General features: G+C 35.8%; 16 protein-coding genes. 4 read left to right on the top strand and 12 right to left on the bottom strand.

Going from position 1 to position 17979, the window contains the following annotated elements; translation table 11 throughout:
- Positions 1–32: 32 nt before the first annotated feature.
- Positions 33–1031, top strand: coding sequence for a tryptophan--tRNA ligase (gene trpS, locus ACPWSR_RS11600; protein ID WP_426348386.1), 999 nt, complete (start codon positions 33–35; stop codon positions 1029–1031).
- An 87-nt stretch (positions 1032–1118) separates the two neighbouring features.
- Here trpS and yidA read toward each other — a convergent pair whose 3' ends face one another.
- Entirely contained in the window at positions 1119–1925 is an 807-nt protein-coding gene (gene yidA / locus ACPWSR_RS11595; RefSeq protein WP_426348385.1) for a sugar-phosphatase, read from the bottom strand.
- A gap of 242 nt (positions 1926–2167) precedes the next feature.
- On the opposite strand from yidA, the gene ACPWSR_RS11590 reads away from it, so the two are divergent.
- Both ACPWSR_RS11590 and ACPWSR_RS11585 read left to right on the top strand, forming a co-directional pair.
- Positions 2168–3799 (top strand): peptide chain release factor 3, encoded by a 1632-nt coding sequence (locus ACPWSR_RS11590; RefSeq protein ID WP_426348384.1) that lies wholly within the window; start codon positions 2168–2170, stop codon positions 3797–3799.
- Positions 3800–3866: 67 nt separating this feature from the next.
- On the top strand, positions 3867–4397 hold the full coding sequence (locus ACPWSR_RS11585) for a hypothetical protein (protein WP_426348383.1): 531 nt from the start codon (positions 3867–3869) through the stop codon (positions 4395–4397).
- Positions 4398–4492: 95 nt separating this feature from the next.
- Here ACPWSR_RS11585 and ACPWSR_RS11580 read toward each other — a convergent pair whose 3' ends face one another.
- Complete coding sequence (locus ACPWSR_RS11580) at positions 4493–4876, bottom strand: desulfoferrodoxin (RefSeq protein WP_426348382.1); 384 nt, start codon at positions 4874–4876, stop codon at positions 4493–4495.
- Positions 4877–5231: 355 nt separating this feature from the next.
- On the opposite strand from ACPWSR_RS11580, the gene ACPWSR_RS11575 reads away from it, so the two are divergent.
- Positions 5232–5435, top strand: a complete 204-nt coding sequence (locus ACPWSR_RS11575) for a hypothetical protein (protein WP_426348381.1) — start codon at positions 5232–5234, stop codon at positions 5433–5435.
- 94 nt (positions 5436–5529) lie between these two features.
- Here the strand turns inward: ACPWSR_RS11575 and ACPWSR_RS11570 are convergent, their stop codons facing one another.
- From ACPWSR_RS11570 to ACPWSR_RS11525, 10 genes are all read right to left on the bottom strand, one after another.
- Complete coding sequence (locus ACPWSR_RS11570; protein WP_426348380.1) at positions 5530–6960, bottom strand: 6-phospho-beta-glucosidase; 1431 nt, start codon at positions 6958–6960, stop codon at positions 5530–5532.
- Positions 6961–6989: 29 nt separating this feature from the next.
- Positions 6990–8852, bottom strand: coding sequence for a beta-glucoside-specific PTS transporter subunit IIABC (locus ACPWSR_RS11565; protein ID WP_426348379.1), 1863 nt, complete (start codon positions 8850–8852; stop codon positions 6990–6992).
- A 121-nt stretch (positions 8853–8973) separates the two neighbouring features.
- Positions 8974–9807, bottom strand: coding sequence for a BglG family transcription antiterminator LicT (gene licT / locus ACPWSR_RS11560; protein WP_426348378.1), 834 nt, complete (start codon positions 9805–9807; stop codon positions 8974–8976).
- A 411-nt stretch (positions 9808–10218) separates the two neighbouring features.
- Positions 10219–11514 carry a M18 family aminopeptidase gene (locus tag ACPWSR_RS11555; protein ID WP_426348377.1) on the bottom strand — a complete coding sequence of 432 codons (1296 nt, stop codon included), beginning with the start codon at positions 11512–11514 and terminating at the stop codon, positions 10219–10221.
- A gap of 173 nt (positions 11515–11687) precedes the next feature.
- Complete coding sequence (gene gnpA, locus ACPWSR_RS11550) at positions 11688–13847, bottom strand: 1,3-beta-galactosyl-N-acetylhexosamine phosphorylase (protein ID WP_426348376.1); 2160 nt, start codon at positions 13845–13847, stop codon at positions 11688–11690.
- Between the two features lie 36 nt (positions 13848–13883).
- Positions 13884–14996, bottom strand: a complete 1113-nt coding sequence (locus ACPWSR_RS11545) for a phosphotransferase enzyme family protein (protein ID WP_426348375.1) — start codon at positions 14994–14996, stop codon at positions 13884–13886.
- The gene (locus ACPWSR_RS11540) at positions 14989–15915 is read right to left on the bottom strand and encodes a nucleotidyltransferase family protein (RefSeq protein ID WP_426348374.1); all 927 of its coding nucleotides are present in this window, start codon (positions 15913–15915) and stop codon (positions 14989–14991) included. The genes ACPWSR_RS11545 and ACPWSR_RS11540 overlap by 8 nt, the downstream gene beginning before the upstream one ends.
- A gap of 28 nt (positions 15916–15943) precedes the next feature.
- A complete protein-coding gene (locus ACPWSR_RS11535; protein WP_426348373.1) occupies positions 15944–16123 on the bottom strand; it encodes a DUF6903 family protein in 180 nt (59 codons plus the stop codon).
- 51 nt (positions 16124–16174) lie between these two features.
- Positions 16175–17056, bottom strand: coding sequence for a carbohydrate ABC transporter permease (locus tag ACPWSR_RS11530; RefSeq protein ID WP_426348372.1), 882 nt, complete (start codon positions 17054–17056; stop codon positions 16175–16177).
- 12 nt (positions 17057–17068) lie between these two features.
- Positions 17069–17959: a carbohydrate ABC transporter permease gene (locus tag ACPWSR_RS11525; RefSeq protein WP_426348371.1), complete on the bottom strand. Its 891-nt coding sequence runs from the start codon at positions 17957–17959 to the stop codon at positions 17069–17071.
- Between the last annotated feature and the right edge of the window lie 20 nt (positions 17960–17979).

The following is a 17979-nucleotide window of genomic DNA, read 5'->3' as shown; positions in this document are numbered from 1 at the left end:
TTTTATATTATATTATAATAAGGAGGATACAAATGGACACAGAAAAGAAGGTTATTTTTAGCGGAATACAGCCTTCAGGAGATTTAACCTTAGGCAATTACTTAGGGGCAATTAAGAACTGGGTTAGACTCCAAGAGGATTACGATTGTTATTTCTGCGTTGTTGATCTTCATGCTATAACTGTTAAACAAGTTCCTAAGGATTTAAGAAGAAGAACCTTAGAAGTTCTATCTATTTATATTGCCGCAGGTATTAATCCTGAAAAGGCTACCCTTTTCATTCAATCACATGTTCCAAGTCATAGCGAGGCTTCATGGCTATTAACCTGTAATTCATACATTGGGGAGCTAGGCAGAATGACTCAATATAAGGATAAGAGTAAAAAGATGGGGGACTCCATTAATGCTGGATTATTTGTATATCCAGTGCTAATGGCAGCAGATATACTTCTTTATAATGCGGATCTGGTACCAGTGGGTAAGGATCAAAAACAGCATTTAGAGCTAGCAAGAGATATAGCTGAAAGATTTAATAAGGCTTATAGTCCTACCTTTACAATTCCAGAAGGATATATACCACCAGCTGGTGCTAAGATAATGGACCTTCAGGATCCAACTAAAAAAATGTCTAAGTCAACGGATAACCCTAATGGCTGTATATTAATTATGGATTCTCCTGAGGTAATAAGAAAGAAGGTAAGCAGAGCTGTTACCGATAGTATAGGGATAGTTAACTATACAGAGGACCAGCCAGGGGTACAGAATCTTATTAATATAATCTGTGCAATTAAAAATATATCTCCTGAGGAAGTAGTAAAATCCTACGAGGGTAAGGGCTATGCAGACTTAAAGAAGGATGCTGCTGAAATAATCATCGCTGAGCTTTCCCCTCTTCAAGAAAAGGTTAAAGGGCTTTTAGATAACAAGGAATATCTAGAGAGCATATACAAAAAAGGTGCTGAAAAGGCAAATTATATATCTCAAAAAACTCTAAGAAAAATGCAGAAAAAGATAGGTTTTATACCAAGATAAAAGCTTATATAAATTTAAGGGTATAATAAAACTTTAATCTAGAAAATAAAGGTTATAGCAACCTATGCTATAACCTTTATTTTAGTTTCATATTGCTAAAGCAAATTTATTGATTACGTGGGCTACTCCATCCTCTTCATTGTTCTTTGTTACATAGTCAGCTATTTCTTTAATCTCTTCAAAGGCATTGCCCATAGCCACACCTAAGCCTGCATATTTAATCATATGGAGATCATTTCCCGCATCTCCAATACATATAACCTCTTCCTGCTTAATATCTAGAAAATCAGCAAGAGCCTTAACCCCAGTCCCTTTATTACTCTTCTTACTTAAAAATTCCAAGAAATAAGGAGCACTTCGAAGTACTGTATAATCCTCATAAATATCCTTAGGCAGCTTATCTACAGCCTTATCTAATATCCATGGCTCATCTATCATCATTACCTTCATTATATCTTCCTGATCATCTACTGCTTCTACCGGTAAGACTCTTATAGGTATCTTATTAATAGTGCCCTCTACCTCTGTATACTTGCTCATCTTAGGAGTTATACAGCCAAGGGTTGAAAAGGCATGGATATTTACTCCAACCTCCTTGCTTATAGCATACAATCTTTTATAATCCTTACCCTTAATTGTATTTCTTGCAACTATCTCCTCAGTAAGTGTATTTTGAACTAAGGCTCCATTAAAGGTTAAAACAAAATCCTCCCTACTAATTAAACCAAGATCTTTAAGATAAGAGTTAACTCCTTCTATTGGTCTTCCTGTAGCAAGAACTATCTTAATCCCTTTTTTTCGGGCCATATTAATTGCATTAACTGTTTCCTTTGAAACTGTCTTGTCTTCTCGAAGCAGAGTTCCATCCATATCAATAGCTATTAGTTTATACATGAATTCCCTCCTATATTATAATCAATATAGATTATATCACTAAAAAAGCTTATGTATTTAAATGGAAGAGGCTTGTTAGATGTTTTTTAAAGCTTTACATCGATTTCATCTTTAATTTATTTATTAATTCTTTCTTTTACACCTTTTACTTCCTTCGCTAATATTTCCTTTGAAATATAAGACATTAATTGTTATAATGTCTATGTTTAACTGATAATGCGAAATGGCTGATATAAAAATAAATGATTATTCTATATATCCCTAGAAAGGAGAATAACGTGTCAGAGTTTATAAATGAAATTGAAAAAAGAAGAACCTTTGCAATAATCTCTCACCCGGATGCAGGTAAAACTACCCTGACCGAAAAGCTTTTGCTATATGGAGGAGCTATAAGGCTAGCTGGCTCTGTTAAAGCAAGAAAAGCCTCAAGACATGCCACCTCTGACTGGATGGAAATCGAAAAGCAGAGAGGTATATCTGTTACCTCATCAGTAATGCAGTTTAATTACAATAATTACTGCATCAATATATTGGATACCCCAGGACATCAGGACTTTAGTGAGGATACCTACAGAACTCTAATGGCAGCTGATAGTGCAGTTATGGTAATAGATGGTGCTAAGGGTGTTGAGGAGCAGACAAAGAAGCTATTCCATGTATGTTCCCTAAGAGGAATCCCAATATTTACTTTTATAAATAAGATGGATAGAGAAACTCAAGATCCTTTTGCACTTCTAGAGGATATCGAAAGAGAGCTTGGAATAAAATCCTATCCTATGAACTGGCCTATAGGCTCTGGTGCTGATTTTAGAGGAGTCTTTGACCGTAAGGATAATACTGTTCAGCTCTTTAATGGTGGAAACCATGGACAAAATGCTGTTGAATCCCTTAAAGGAGATGTGACTGATCCTATATTTAATGACCTTTTAGGAGCTCCTCTCCATGATAAGCTTGCTGAGGATATTGAATTATTAGATATAGCTGGTGATGATTTCAGCCTAGAAAAGGTAAGAAATGGAGAATTAACTCCTGTATTTTTTGGTTCAGCCTTAACTAACTTCGGTGTTGAACCCTTCCTTCAGTATTTCCTATCCATGACAACACCTCCTATGTCTCGAGAAGGAAGCGCTGGAGAGGTGGACCCTTTCAGTGAAGACTTTTCCGCCTTTGTCTTTAAGATTCAAGCAAATATGAATCCTGCTCACAGGGATAGAATAGCCTTTATGAGAATAGTTTCTGGAAAATTTTCTAAGGGCATGGAGGTTTTCCACACACAAGGAAAAAATAAGATTAAATTATCTCAGCCTCAGCAATTCTTAGCACAGGATAGAGAAATAGTTGATGAAGCTTATGCTGGTGATATCATAGGAGTTTTCGACCCAGGTATCTTCAGTATTGGAGATACGTTATGTACACCTTCTAACAAATTTTCCTTTGAAGGAATTCCAACCTTTGCTCCTGAATATTTTGCAAGGGTAAGACCAATGGATACCATGAAAAGAAAGCAGTTTGTAAAAGGAATCACTCAGATAGCTCAAGAAGGTGCTATCCAGGTTTTCCGTGAGCTTTTTGTAGGTATGGAGGAAATAATTGTAGGCGTTGTAGGTGTTCTTCAGTTTGAAGTACTAGAATATCGATTAAAGCACGAATATGGTGTGGATATTAAAATGGATAGGTTAGCCTACAGACATGTTAGATGGATTGAAAATGAAGATATCGATATGGATTCTCTTAACCTCACCTCTGATACTAAAAAGGTTAAGGACTTCAAGGAAAGAAATCTATTAATATTCCAGAATGATTGGGGTATAAGCTGGGCCCTAGAGAGAAATAAAGGTCTTGTTCTTTCTGATATAGGGAAGGCACAGGAATAAAATATTAACACTTTCATACCTTTTTCCATATTATACATTGTGATAAATATTGGAGAAAGGTTTTTTTATGTATAACGACTACTTTCAAGATAATGAAGTAATTGATGAAAGAGGAGAATTTGAGGTAGAAATAACTTTTGTACCAAACACCCTCCCTTTATCTTCCGCCGGTGTTATAGACGGATATAGAAACACAAGACAGGAGTTCCCACCAGGACCTCCTCCAAACTTTACCCCCCAGAAAAATCAAATGAAGATGGGGCCAGGTGGCCCTGGAGGTCCAGGACCAGGTGGACCTGGCTTTGGTTTCCCTGGTGGACCAGGCTTTGGTTTTCCAGGTGGCCCTGGACCAGGAGGCCCTGGAGGCCCAGGAGGCCCAGGCGGTCCAGGAGGACCACAGGTATTTGCAATAGATCCAGGTCAGATAAATTTCTGCTTATTTAAGTTCACTTATATATGGCAGACTAACGGCAGCTCCTATTGGGCTTATCTAACTAGAGCAGGAAGAAACTCCATAGCAGGCTTTAGATGGAGACGTGGTCGCTGGGTTTATTTTGGATTAGATTTAAGAAATATTGAAAGCTTCTTCTGCTCATAATACCTATTTCTTAGATAATAGAGCAAAGCATTTAAAGATAACTTATTAAAAGGCATGCTCATAACAGAGCATGCCTTTTATAATCTACCTATTTATTAAGCCTTCCATAAACCATGAAGATTGCAGTATTCTCTAACAGTTTTTATAGCTTCCAAGCCACCTTCAACAGTAAAGGTTGCTTCTGGAACTTCCCCTGGCTGAAGATGTTTTCTATATACCTTATCCTCAGTACATACCTCTATCCACTCTATATAATGTTCATTGGTCATAGGATGCTCTACACTACCTACTTTAACATGAACCTCATTACCTACAACCTCAACCACAGGTACATGCTTTTCTACAGCAGCTTCTACAGTATTTTCATTAAATAGCTTCATAGGTTGTCCACAACAGGAAAGAGTTCCTCCCCCTACCTTAAGCACCTCAACGATATTACCACACACCATACACTTGTAAACTTGCATAGTCTCCACCATTTGATTACCTCCTAAATCTTTACTAAAAACTCAACTTCAAGTTAATTATATAACATTTTTATATATAATATGTTAATAATATATTAATAATATTCTAAACTAATTTTAAGATATCCAACAACTATATCCTGCTATATTTAAGTAATATTAGAAAAGACTTAAGACATTAGTTTTCTTAGAATATTGAGTTAACTCATATATGATGTACAAAAAATCAAAGTTATGTTCATATTATTTGTAAGAAAATTGAGATTTCGTTCATAATATGTCAAAAAAAATTAAAAATTTATTAATAATATGTGCATATTTTAGCCTTAAAATGGAATTATAGTAACCATAAGGAGGTTATATAATTATGGAAAAGAATAAAAAACCTTATTTACCTCATGAGAGAGATCAGATGGAGCAAGAGCCAAAAACAATCAAATCCTATTCCCCTACTGGAGAAGACTATACAGAGCTTCCAGACCCAGTAAGAGACCCAATAGTGTCTAACAATATAGCCTATCAGGAATTTGATTATACCGACCAAGCCTTATTTGAAGATCAGGACTTTTAAAAAGAAAGACTGCAGGTCCCCCTACAGCCTATGGAGCATATTAATTATGCTCCTTTTTTATTAAACTTTAGCTTCTATAGCTATGCTTTTTAATTTATTTTAAACAGTCTCCATTAGTAGAAATAACCTCTTTATACCAATCAAAGGACTTTTTCTTCCTTCTCTCTAAGGTTCCCTTACCTTCGTTGTCCTTATCAACATATATAAAGCCATAACGCTTTTTCATTTCTCCAGTGGAAGCACTAACAAGATCAATACAGCCCCAAGGGGTATAGCCTATAAGCTCCACACCATCCTCTTCAACGGCCTTTATCATTTCAATTATGTGAGCCTTAAGATATTCAATTCTGTAATCGTCCTGTATGCTTCCATCCTCTTCTATATTATCCACAGCACCTAAGCCATTCTCAACTATAAACAGAGGCTTTTGGTATCTGTCATATAAGGAGTTCATGGTGATTCTAAGACCTACAGGATCTATCTGCCATCCCCACTCACTGGCCTTAAGATATGGATTTCTAAGGGATTTTATAACATTACCTGCAGTTTTCTCTCCTACCTCAGGGTCCGCACTGGTAAGTCTAGAGGTATAATAGCTGAAGGCTATGAAGTCCACGGTATTTTCCTTCAATATACTTTCATCCTCTAATCCCATATCAATAACAATTTTATTTCTCTCTAAGAATTTTTTTGCATATCTAGGATACTCTCCTCTAGACTGAACATCGATAAAGAAGTAATTTTCTCTATCCTTATCTAGGGCTGAAAGCACATCATTAGGGTTACAGCTGTAAGGATAAAATTGTCCAGCAGCTAGCATACAGCCTATTTTAAAATCAGGATTAATTGTTTTAGCAAGCTTCGTTGCCATAGCAGAGGCAACTAGCTCATTATGAGCAGCCTGATATTTAACCTGCAGCTCATTCTCACCTTCTTCTATAGTGATACCAGCACCCATAAATGGCAGATGCATAAGCATATTAATCTCATTAAAGGTCATCCAGTATTTAACCTTATCCTTAAACCGATTAAATATTACCTCACAATACTTTACATAGGCATCTATTAGCTTTCTACTCTTCCAAGAACCATACTTTTCATAAAGATGAAGTGGAACATCAAAGTGACAGATAGTAACTATTGGTTGAATATTGTATTTCAAAAGCTCATCAATCAAGTCTTCATAGAATTTAAGCCCTTCCTCATTGGGCTCTGCTTCTTCACCAGTAGGAAAAATCCTGGACCAGGCAAAGGAAAATCTATAACACTTAAAACCCATCTCAGCAAATAATGCTATATCCTCTTTGTAATGGTGATACATGTCTATGGCTTCTCTAGAAGGATAATAGGAATCCTCAGGAAGCTCTTTATAATTTAGCTTTCCCTGCATCACATCTCTCCTAATGGGTCCCCATGGTATTACATCAACAGTTCCCATACCTTTACCGCCCTCTAAATAGGCACCTTCACATTGGTTGGCAGCTGTCGCTCCTCCCCATAAAAAATTATCTGGCAGGTTATTCATGGCGTACTCCTTTCATCCTTCGCAATTAATTAACAAACCTTTATTAAAGCCTCTCCTTGGATCATATCCTTATCAGTTACTGTCAATATCTCACTATAATTATCTGTGTTAGTAATAATAACAGGAGTTATTACATCGTAACCAGCAATTTTTATTTTTTCAATATCAAAATCCACTAGAGGTGTGCCAATATCCACATTATCTCCTGCTTTTATATGAGCCTTAAAATGCTTTCCTCCAAGCTTTACAGTATCTAAACCTATGTGAATAAGAATCTCTAATCCTTCCTCAGATTTAATAGCAATAGCATGAAGAGTATCGAATAATGCAACTATCTTACCTTTAACCGGTGATACAAGCTTACCTTCTGATGGTATTATAGCAACTCCCTTACCCATAATCTCCTCAGAAAAAGTTGGGTCATTTACTTCACTTAAGGCTACTGCCCTTCCCTTGACAGGATTTAAGATTTCAGCATTAGCAAACAATGCCTCGCGGGATACTTCTATACCTTCATTTGCTGATATATCTTCAGCAACCTCATTTTTTTCTTCTTTATATATAACAAAGCAAACACCAAAGGAAATAACAACACTTATAGCTGCTCCTATGCAAGCTAAGTAGAAGTTTGTTAAGGAATCTCCACCTATGTAGCTTGGAAGGGTTAATAATCCTGGTGAACCTCCAGAGTAATTAGCTACTCTTGTAATACCAGTAAAGAATCCACCGATAGTACCTCCTATCATAGCTGAATATAAAGCTGATTTATATTTTAAATTCACACCAAAAAGAGCAGGCTCAGTAATACCACAAATAGCAGTTATACCAGCAGAAGAAGCCAATTGCTTTAATTCCTTATTCTTAGCCTTTACAGCTACGGCGAGTGCTGCTCCACCTTGAGCAACATTTGAAGCAAGCATTCCTGGATAAATAATTCTATCAAAGCCCATAGTCATTCTATTATTTATACCTATTGGGACAAGACCATAATGAGTACCTGTCATAACAAGCAATGGAGTTAAACCACCCACTAAGGTTGGTACTAACCATGAAGCATAAGAATCTAAAGCATTAACACCAGCAGCAATATAATTACTTAATATGTAGCCTAGAGGTCCAAGGACAACAAGAGCCACTGTACCTGTGATAGCTATTGTTATTAAAGGCTTAGTGAAGAACTTTACTGCCTTTGGAGATATCCTATCAGCTATAGGCTCCACATATGACATAAACCATACAGAAAGGATTATTGGTATAACCGTTGAGGAATAGCTAGCACCGGTTATTGGTAAGCCAAAAAGCTTAATAGCTTCTCCAGCACCAACCATTGCTACAAAGTTTGGATGAAGAAGTATTCCACCAATCATCATAGCAAGATAGGCATTAGCATTAAATTTCTTAGCAGCAGAGCTAGCAAGTAATATTGGTAGAAAATAAAAAGCAGAGTCAGCCATGAACTCAATAATTCTATAGCTCATCATATCCTTAGTTACTAATTCAAAGGCTACCAGCAAGGCTAGTACAGCCTTCATCATACCAGCTGCAGTGATGGCAGGAAGAATTGGAGTAAATATACCTGTAAGCGTATCTAAAACCTTTGCTATACCCTTAGCATTATTTTTTTCTCCATCCTGAGAGCCTGTATCTAAATTACCTAGCTTTACTAATGGTTTATATACACTGGCAACATCGCTGCCTATAATTATCTGATATTGACCACCCTTTTTGACAACGCCCATAACTCCTTTAGTAGTCTTAATTTCTTCTGTTTTAGCCTTAGACTCATCCTTTAAGTTAAAACGAAGTCTAGTAGCACAATGATTCAGAGAGATAACATTATCTGCTCCCCCTACCTTTTGCAGAATTAATTCTGCAAGCTTATTGTAATCCATGTGTATCCTCCTTATGTTTATAATAATTTATATTTTTTAATAAAAAATACCTAAATCACAGTTAAATTTTCAACTGTAATTTAGGTATAGCCTTCTCAATGAAAAGTAACAATCCTTCATGTTATTCTGTTGTAACTCTCTTAATATGCACAGTGAGATATATCATCTCATCCTCACTTAAGTCCCTATTATATTCCTTAATCACGTAATCCCTTACCTTTAAAGCGCAGGTATATTCCTCTTTGAACTGCTCCTTTAGAGCGAATAAGAAGTTCTTATCCTCTCCCTTAATCTCTGAGCCCTGAAAAACTCTTTGAGCAAAAAACTTTAAATGGGTGATGAATCTTTCATAATGTAGTGTGTATTCATCAAGATCCATGCGAAAATGATATTTAACTATATTTAAAATATCCTGTATCATTCTTGTCATGTCCTTAGTTTCTCCTATAGTCTGAGAATTCATAGAAGCATTAACCAAGTGAAGAGCTATAAAGCCTGCCTCATCCTCTGGAAGACTAACTCCCAACCTTTTATGAATAATTGATAAAGCTTCCTTTCCTATAAGAAACTCATGGCTGTAAAATCGTTTTATCTCCCATAATAGAGCATTTTTGAAGGTAATACCTTGTGAATACCTCTCAAGAGCAAAGCTTATATGATCTGTTAGTGTTAAATATATATTATCATTTAACTTTCTGCCTAAAGATACCTTAGCAAAGCTTATAACTTCATTGGAAACCTGAATATGCTCTAAAGGCATTTTCTCTAATAATTCTGTGAGCTTATTAGATTCCTTCCTATCCTTACTAGTATATATCTTTGCTATCAGCTCTCTATCAATATCATCTCCAGGTTTTTTCTTAAATCCTAAGCCTTTCCCTACTACAATTACCTCATGATTATCACTATCTAAGGATTTTACTATATTATTGTTAATAACCTTTAGTACCTTCATCTATGTATATCATTCCTTAGCTATAATTTTTATATCATGGCAATATAATAAAAAAAGGCACTACCATTAAAAAGGATTGAAAAAGCTTCAATACTTAAAAAATGGTATAGCCTGCATCACCAGTAACAATCCATATGTTAATTACGTTATTATAATACCATCGTACACCTTTGTAGTCAAGGTATAATTTTTGTAATATTAAAATAACAGCACTAAAAAAAACTACTTTATTTTAACTTTTAAGCTTTAAGTTTGCCCTTTAGGTTAGTAAAGCTAACTAAACACATATCATAATATAAGAGCTCCTTATCAACTTACTAGACCAGCGGCGTATAGCACTTATCTAATTTAGGTTAATAGAAGCTCTTATATATTTTATTTAAATAATTCACGAAAGATTATATATTAGGGTTACAGCCTATAGAATTCCTCAAAGGTCTTTAAGATATAATAATGGTCCATTACTCCTCCAAGCTCTCTTATAGAGTGCATTGCAAATATTGGTGTTCCAATATCTACGGAGCGGATATCAAGATGAGTTGAGGATATTGGTCCTATGGTAGAGCCACCTACTACATCGGATTTATTTACAAACTTCTGAACAGGAACCTCTACCTGTCTGCATATAAGCTCATATACTGCTGAGGAATCACTATCTGTAGTATACCTTTGATTAGCAGATATTTTAATCACAGGTCCTTTGTTTATTACTGGCCTATTAGTAGGATCATGCTTTTCTCCATAGTTAGGATGAACAGCATGGGCTAAATCAGCTGAAATCATAAAGGACTTAGATAGAGCCCTAAAGTAATCCTCTCTGTCACCACCAAAACTTAAAACTATTCTTTCTAATATATTTGAAAGAAGCTGTGAGTCTGCTCCCTGCTTAGTGGCACTTCCTATTTCTTCATTATCAAAGCACACCATAACCTGAGTTCCTTCAGAAGCATCAGCATTGATTAAAGCCTTAATACCCGCATGAACCATAGCCATATCATCTAAACGGGAAGCAGATATGAATTCTTCCTTATGACCTACCAGGGTTCCCTTTTCATACTCATATAAGAATAAATCAAAGTCAACAATCTCATCTCTATTCACCTTAAGCTCATTAGCTATAAGCTCTAGAAGATAATTATCCTTTTCTAAATTATCATTGATTAAGGTTATAAGTGGAAGTACATCCTTCTGTCTGTTTATCTCCACACCCTTATTAACCTCTCTATTCATATGAATAGCTAGATTAGGAATGATAACTACAGGCTTATTTATATCCACTAATCTGTGAACTGGTCTAAGGAGATTATCCCCCTTTAAAACAACTCTTCCTGCAATACCTAGAGGTCTATCAAACCATGTAGATAGTATTGGTCCACCGTAAACCTCCGTATTCAGCTTAAGATAAGAGCCTTCTGCTACCATTTCTGGATGAGGCTTTATCCTGAAGCCAGGAGAATCAGTATGAGCACCAATTAACTTAAAGCCTGCCTCGCAGGGACATTTCTTTCCAGTTCTAAAGGCAATTATGGCTGAATCATTTCTTGTTACGTAATATGTTTTTTCAGCTTCAAGATTCCACTTTTCTTCCTCTTTTAATTCAAGAAAGCCCTTTTCATCAAGAAGATTTTTAACTACTAAAGCTCCATGAAAGGCTGAAGGTGCGCCGTATATAAAATCTATTAATTCCAGTGCTAAAGCTTTCTGCATGCATTGGTCCTCCTTTAAATAAAATACTATTTTTATTCTATCATTTTTTCACTGTAAATACCTAGGAATTTTTCTACTTAATTAAAAAGAAGTATTATGAATATCTTAAAGGACTATCATAATACTTCAATATTATTTATTGCTAAAATAATTTATTATATACATTAATGCTTTTATATTTCATACCAGATAATCTCATTAGGCTTTAAGGTCAATTCAAAGGCTTCTCCATTGCCCTTGTATACTGTTGTATTTTGAGTTTCAAAGGTATTGTTAACCACACAGTATTTGCCGCTATCCAAATAAGCATGTAAATCAGTATTGTAATTGCTGCTAAACCAATGCCTTAGCTGATCTTCACCATTGGCACTCCATAGGATGCTTCTGTGAAGAACTCTGCTATTTTCAAAGGAGTAAGGTAAGCCACTGATATATACACTTCTTCCCCTGCCATACTGGTTAACAGCAAGCTTTACTTCTTTGTCCCTTTTAACTAATATCTTACCCTCAGGTAGGGCATAGATCCTCTGTGCTCCATGACCAAAATCAATCTCTTCTCTGCAGTCTTCTGTGATAAAGTGCTCATGCTCATCCCAATTATACTTATCATAATTTAAGGTGAAGCCTGTTTCCTTCTCTACACCAAAGACATTAGATAGCTGTATAAAACGCCCCTGATATTGATGGCCTGAAGGCTCACCTACACCAATAATACCGCCACCCTGGTAAACAAATCTCCTTATGGCTGAGGTAACCTGTGGATTTTCCCAAACATCTCCGCCGGTGTGAGCTGTATCAGCTTCTCCCACCATGATAATAACATCTATATCCTTAAGAATTTCCTGATTTTCTTCTATATCCTTAAAGCTTATAAAGCTAACCTCAAAGGGCGCTCCTGACAGAGCCTCAATTATACCTGCATAGCTATAGTTTTCCTTCTGATATAAGGCATGGTGAACCATATGGCAGCCCCAAGCTCTCATTTTCCCCCAGCTGTTGAGGACTGCTACCCTTTTAGCGCAGTAAGGCTTAGTGCCTTTAATATTATCATAGAGAAGTCTAAATTCATCACATACACTTTCTACATAATCTATGAAATCTGGGAACTCTAGTGCTAACTTTAGATATCCTCCGTATCCAATCCTATCAATAGGTTTTCTAAGAATAGCACGCCTTGCAGTTATCCAGTTAATCTTAGCCTCTTTTATAGGATCTCCCCCCTCATGGAAGGTATCCGGGAAGAAATAAGGAAGGAACCTTCCTTCTCTATACTTTACTCCTTCAACATCACTAATTAATCTAAGGGTACTTCCATTACCAACACTGCCTACTAGGGCATCAAGACCTATGGTTTTAAATTCATCCATGAAAGGCTCAGTTCCGATCCAATGGTCTCCTAAAAACATCATGGCTTCTTTATTGCCCTCATGAGTTATATCAACCATCTCTTTAGCTAGCTTTGCCACTTCTCTTCTCTGAAAGCTCTGGAAGTCTAAAAATTCCTTACTAGGAACTCTATATTGGTTATTGTAATAGCCCTGATCTATAATATACTCAGGTCTAAAAGAATATCCTACTTCCTTCTCAAATTGCTCTAATATATATGGACTTACACTAGCAGAATAGCCATACCAGTCCACATACTTTTCTCGCTTCAACTCATCAAATACTAAGGTAAACTGATGGAAAAAGGTTGTATATCTTATAACATCTACATGGGGATTCTCTTCAATATATTTTCTTAGTCTTTCCATGGAATAAGCCCTTGTCTTTGGCTGACGGACATCAAAGGTTATCTGATGCTCCACGTCCTTCCAATCATTTACCACGGCATTATACATATGGACAGGATCCCAGATAAGATAGGCAAGGAAGCTTACAGTATAGTCATGGTAAGGTATGGATTTTATAGTTACTTCTCCTGTTTCCTCAGAATAACCCCAATCCTCTATCTTCACAGGAAGACCTGTACTTCTATCCATTACCTCCCACCATCTTTTTATGTCATCTCTGCTATTTACCTTCATAAGCTCCTCACTGATTCCACTCATGAGCTTAATGGAAAGGCTCTCCTCGGTAGCAGTATGAAAGCCAGTCATTATATAACACTGCTGTATTTCATCAGGATTATTCCTTGCCCACTGATTGTCCTTTCTGGTGGTATAATAAGTTGAATATATCTTTGCCCCATTGTTTTGGAGCTCAACAGGAAATTCTGTTCCGTCACAATCTCTGATGGCATCGGCCTTCCATCTTTTCATTATCTCAATTGTCTCTTCAGTTATATCTAAATCTGTTGGTATTGTAACTCTTCCTTTATTTATATTATCCATGGCGTTATAGCTCCTCTTATTTTATCTCCAATCTCTTTAGTTAAATCTATATTTATTAATTATTTCTGTCATTAGATTCATTTTTCCCTGTATATCCTGAACCATCTTAAGCTGAGTTCTGGCCCTGAATAAATTGTGATTCTCCTTATGAACCTTAAAATACACATCCCCTTCTAAGAAATCAGCTAAGAATCTTATTCCACATTCATAGGTCATTATCATGGCTGAGAATGGAAGAAAAGCAATCTCTTCTTCATTTAAGAACTCCCTAGCCTCTTCCATATATCCCTTAACAAAGGCTTCAAAGAGCTCCATATCTAAGGCTACCTTACTTAAGTCCTCTTCATCCTCTTCTCCTGTGGTTGCTCCTGATCTTATTGCATCACCAAAATCATAAAGGGATAAGCCAGGCATCACCGTATCTAAATCAATGATACATATTCCTTCTCTCGTAACATCATCTATCATAACGTTGTTAAACTTTGTATCATTATGGGTTACTCGCAAAGGAAGCTTTCCATCCTCTAATAATGAGTTTAAAACCTTAGTTTCCTTTTCCAGTGCTAAGAAGGCCTCTACTTCCTTTTCAGCTAAATGAAGCCTTTGAGCTTTATTTTCTTTAACCGCTGTAGTAAAATCTTTAAATCTTTTTTCTGTATTATGAAAATCCTTTATAGTCTCACATAGCTTTTCTGCCGGAAAATCCTCCAGGAGCTTTTGAAACCTTCCTAATGCTTTTCCCGTATTATAAAAATCCATGGTATTTTCAACTATAAGATAGGTTCTAGCTCCTTCAATAAATATATAGCTTCTCCAATAATCCCCCTCAGGACTTACATAAAAGCTCTTACCTTCATTAGTCGGCACAAGATTTAAGGTTTCCCTATACTCATCTCCTCCCCTTTCAATTATCTTTTCTTTTAGATAACTGGTTACTAAGGAAAGATTATTCATAAGACCTTCAGGATCCTTAAAAATATTATGATTAATCCTTTGAAGGATGTATTTTAACTCTTTTCCTTCAGAAGCTTTAGTCTTTACAAGATAGGTATCATTAATATGGCCATCGCCATAGCCCTCTATGGAAATAATATCTCCATCAAAGGAAAAATTAGCTGCTATTGTCCCAAGCTCATAATTATTATTCATTATAGTCTGCCTCCCATAGTTTTTCAGGATAAAGTCCTTTATCTATAAACTCTCTTATAGCTCTTTGAACTATAGGCTTATCTTCCTTGTAGGTCACTCCATACCATTTTTCTCTGCTCTCCAACACCTTTACCCTACAGTTATTTTCAGTGATGATATTGTTAACTACATTAGGAAGAAAGCACTCAGACTTTAAGGGATTAGTATGAAGCCCCTTAAAGAATAGCTGTAGTTCTGCTTCTAAATAGGAAAATATCCTCGGGGTAAAGCCCCAAATATTCATAGATACAGTACTATTATCGGAAAGAAGCTGCCAATTTTTATCATCCTCACTATATTTAATACCATCAGAAAACCTAGAAATCTTAGTTCTCTCTTTTACGCTCTTTAAATAACTATTCTCATCTATGGAGCATATCCCCCTAGAAACATAACCGTTTTCCGTCAGGGTATTGCTAAGCTTATAACCAACCATGGTATAATCCACGGAGGCTTCCTCTACCCCTCTAAGATAATCATGGATAGCTTTAAAAGCAGAATATCCATAATAATCATCAGCATTAATCACAGCAAAGGGAGTTTTTACTACATCTCTACAGGCATAGACTGCATGAGCAGTTCCCCAAGGCTTTAACCTTCCCTCAGGAACCTCACAGCCCTCCGGCAAATCCTCAAGGCTTTGATATACATACTCCACATCTACATATCTCTGTATTTTTTCTCCAATTGATCTTTTAAATATTTCTTTATTTTCTTCCTTTATTACAAAAATAATTTTATTAAAGCCACTTCTCAGAGCATCATAAATAGAATAATCTATAATTATTTCTCCATTAGGTCCAACAGGATCTACCTGCTTAAGACCTCCATATCTGGACCCTAGCCCTGCTGCCATTATTATCAGTGTAGTATTTCCCATATAATCAGCTCCCCTCTTACAGAATGATTTATTTTTTATCCCTAGCTGCATAGGTTTGATTGTATAAATATAGAACTGTCAAAATTCCTATAAGCCCCAGGAGCATCATAACTAAGCCTTTATAGGAAATAATTTTATGGCCTATAAAGGTTAGGAATACCGATATAATAAAAATCACAAGCATGATTATATTTTTAAAATTTCCCACAGATAAGCACCTCTTTTCTTCTTATCCAATTATTTTTTAAGTTGAAACCTACTATTCCTTCACTCCACCTAAGGTCATACCCTCTGTAAGCCTCTTCTGAACTAATACATACAAAATCAAGGTCGGAAGCATTACTATAACCAGTCCAGCATACATCTGACCATAATTAGCTGCTGCTTTTTGAGATTGCATTAGATTAATTAGTCCTACAGGAAGTGTCTTAGAAGAATTAGGCATCAAGGTCAGAGCTATAATATATTCATTCCAGAAGGATAAAAAGTTAAATAGTATCACCGTAACAATACTAGGCTTCGCCATGGGTATCATTATTTTAACCATGGTAGTAAAATTACTAGCTCCATCCACATAAGCTGCCTCCTCATAGGCTTTTGATAGAGTTTTAAAATAATTTGACATAAGATATACGGTGAAAGGTATTGCTGTGGAGGCATATACTAGCGCAAGAATAAATTTATTGTCTAAGAAAAATCCTGTCCCCCAAGTACCTCTGATATATTTGTCCAAATCTAATAGCATTAAAAATATTGGAACTACTATATAGTTAACATTAATAAATAGTCCTCCCATTAAGAGGCCTTCAATGATTTTTTTCCCTTTAAAATCAAAACGCGCTAGCACATAGGATGCAGGCACTGCTATAACAAGTAATAACACTAATGCTGTTATTGTTACTATTATAGAGTTTACAAAGTACTCGCCCATCCTTGCTTTTTCTATTGCATCAATAAAATTTTGGAAATAGAAGCCCTTAGGAAGTGCCCAAGGATTGCCGTAAAACTCTACATTTTCTTTTATTGAAGCCATAAAGACCCATAAAACAGGAACTATTATAGTTATTGCCAGAGTAATGAGGGCAACATATATAAAAGCCTTATATAACTTATCTACTGATTTCATCTTATTGCTTTTCATAATATCCCCCTTCTAATACTGTATTACATCTCTCTTGGTTGCTTTATTAATTATTGCAGATAAAGCAAAGGAAAAGAGAAATACCACAACTCCTATAGCCATTCCATATCCATAGCTTGCATTATTATAAGCTTGCTTATATAAATAGCTGAGGAATACCTCAGAGGCTCCATCAGGTCCTCCTCCAGTCATTACCTTTACAAAAAGGAAGCTTAAATTTATAGTACTTATTACAAAAAAGGTCAGGGTTGTTCTAACGGTGTTCCATACCAGTGGCAATGTTATGGAAAAGAACTGCTTTATCCTTCCTGCTCCTTCTAAATCTGCAGCCTCGTATAGATGTACTGGTATAGAGCTCATGCTTGCCATATACATTACCATATAATAACCAATAGCCTGCCAGATCATAGCTCCAGCTATTGAATAAATAACTATCCCCTGGTTTCCGAGAAACTGAATACTCTTATAGCCTTCCCCGCTAAATAGCCTGAATAATCCATTTAAGAGGCCCATGCTTGGATCATATATAGCAGAAAAGATAGAAGATATTACTACGACTGAAAGAATGTTAGGTATATAAAATATAACTCTATAGAAATTTTGTCCCTTAATATTCTCCTTAACTAATATGGCAGCAATAATTATTGCTAGAGATAGGGTAACGATAGTTACCACCACAATGAGAAAAAGAGTATTTTGAAAGGACCTCAAGAAATTCATATCCTTAAGTATTATCTTAAAATTGTTAAACCCAACAAAGGTCTTATTTGCTGTAAGCCCTCCCCACTTATACAAGGACATTCTAAATACATTAAGTGTAGGATAAACCATAAAAACTCCAAATAGAATTACTGCTGGAGCCAAGCAAATCCCTATAAAAAGATTATTTCCTTTATTTTTCACTCTTTACCTCCTCTTAAAAG

This window comes from Alloiococcus sp. CFN-8, assembly GCF_049943125.1.
Classification (GTDB): Bacteria; Bacillota; Clostridia; order Clostridiales; family Clostridiaceae; genus JAEXZL01.
This window is presented reverse-complemented; position numbering and strand designations above follow the sequence as displayed.

Bases quoted from the DNA above. Each gene is read 5' to 3' on its own strand.
- trpS (WP_426348386.1), top strand. From the start codon at position 33: ATGGACACAGAAAAGAAGGTTATTTTTAGCGGAATACAGCCTTCAGGA.
- yidA (WP_426348385.1), bottom strand. From the start codon at position 1,925: ATGTATAAACTAATAGCTATTGATATGGATGGAACTCTGCTTCGAGAA.
- ACPWSR_RS11590 (WP_426348384.1), top strand. From the start codon at position 2,168: ATGATTATTCTATATATCCCTAGAAAGGAGAATAACGTGTCAGAGTTT.
- ACPWSR_RS11585 (WP_426348383.1), top strand. From the start codon at position 3,867: ATGTATAACGACTACTTTCAAGATAATGAAGTAATTGATGAAAGAGGA.
- ACPWSR_RS11580 (WP_426348382.1), bottom strand. From the start codon at position 4,876: ATGGTGGAGACTATGCAAGTTTACAAGTGTATGGTGTGTGGTAATATC.
- ACPWSR_RS11575 (WP_426348381.1), top strand. From the start codon at position 5,232: ATGGAAAAGAATAAAAAACCTTATTTACCTCATGAGAGAGATCAGATG.
- ACPWSR_RS11570 (WP_426348380.1), bottom strand. From the start codon at position 6,960: ATGAATAACCTGCCAGATAATTTTTTATGGGGAGGAGCGACAGCTGCC.
- ACPWSR_RS11565 (WP_426348379.1), bottom strand. From the start codon at position 8,852: ATGGATTACAATAAGCTTGCAGAATTAATTCTGCAAAAGGTAGGGGGA.
- licT (WP_426348378.1), bottom strand. From the start codon at position 9,807: ATGAAGGTACTAAAGGTTATTAACAATAATATAGTAAAATCCTTAGAT.
- ACPWSR_RS11555 (WP_426348377.1), bottom strand. From the start codon at position 11,514: ATGCAGAAAGCTTTAGCACTGGAATTAATAGATTTTATATACGGCGCA.
- gnpA (WP_426348376.1), bottom strand. From the start codon at position 13,847: ATGGATAATATAAATAAAGGAAGAGTTACAATACCAACAGATTTAGAT.
- ACPWSR_RS11545 (WP_426348375.1), bottom strand. From the start codon at position 14,996: ATGAATAATAATTATGAGCTTGGGACAATAGCAGCTAATTTTTCCTTT.
- ACPWSR_RS11540 (WP_426348374.1), bottom strand. From the start codon at position 15,915: ATGGGAAATACTACACTGATAATAATGGCAGCAGGGCTAGGGTCCAGA.
- ACPWSR_RS11530 (WP_426348372.1), bottom strand. From the start codon at position 17,056: ATGAAAAGCAATAAGATGAAATCAGTAGATAAGTTATATAAGGCTTTT.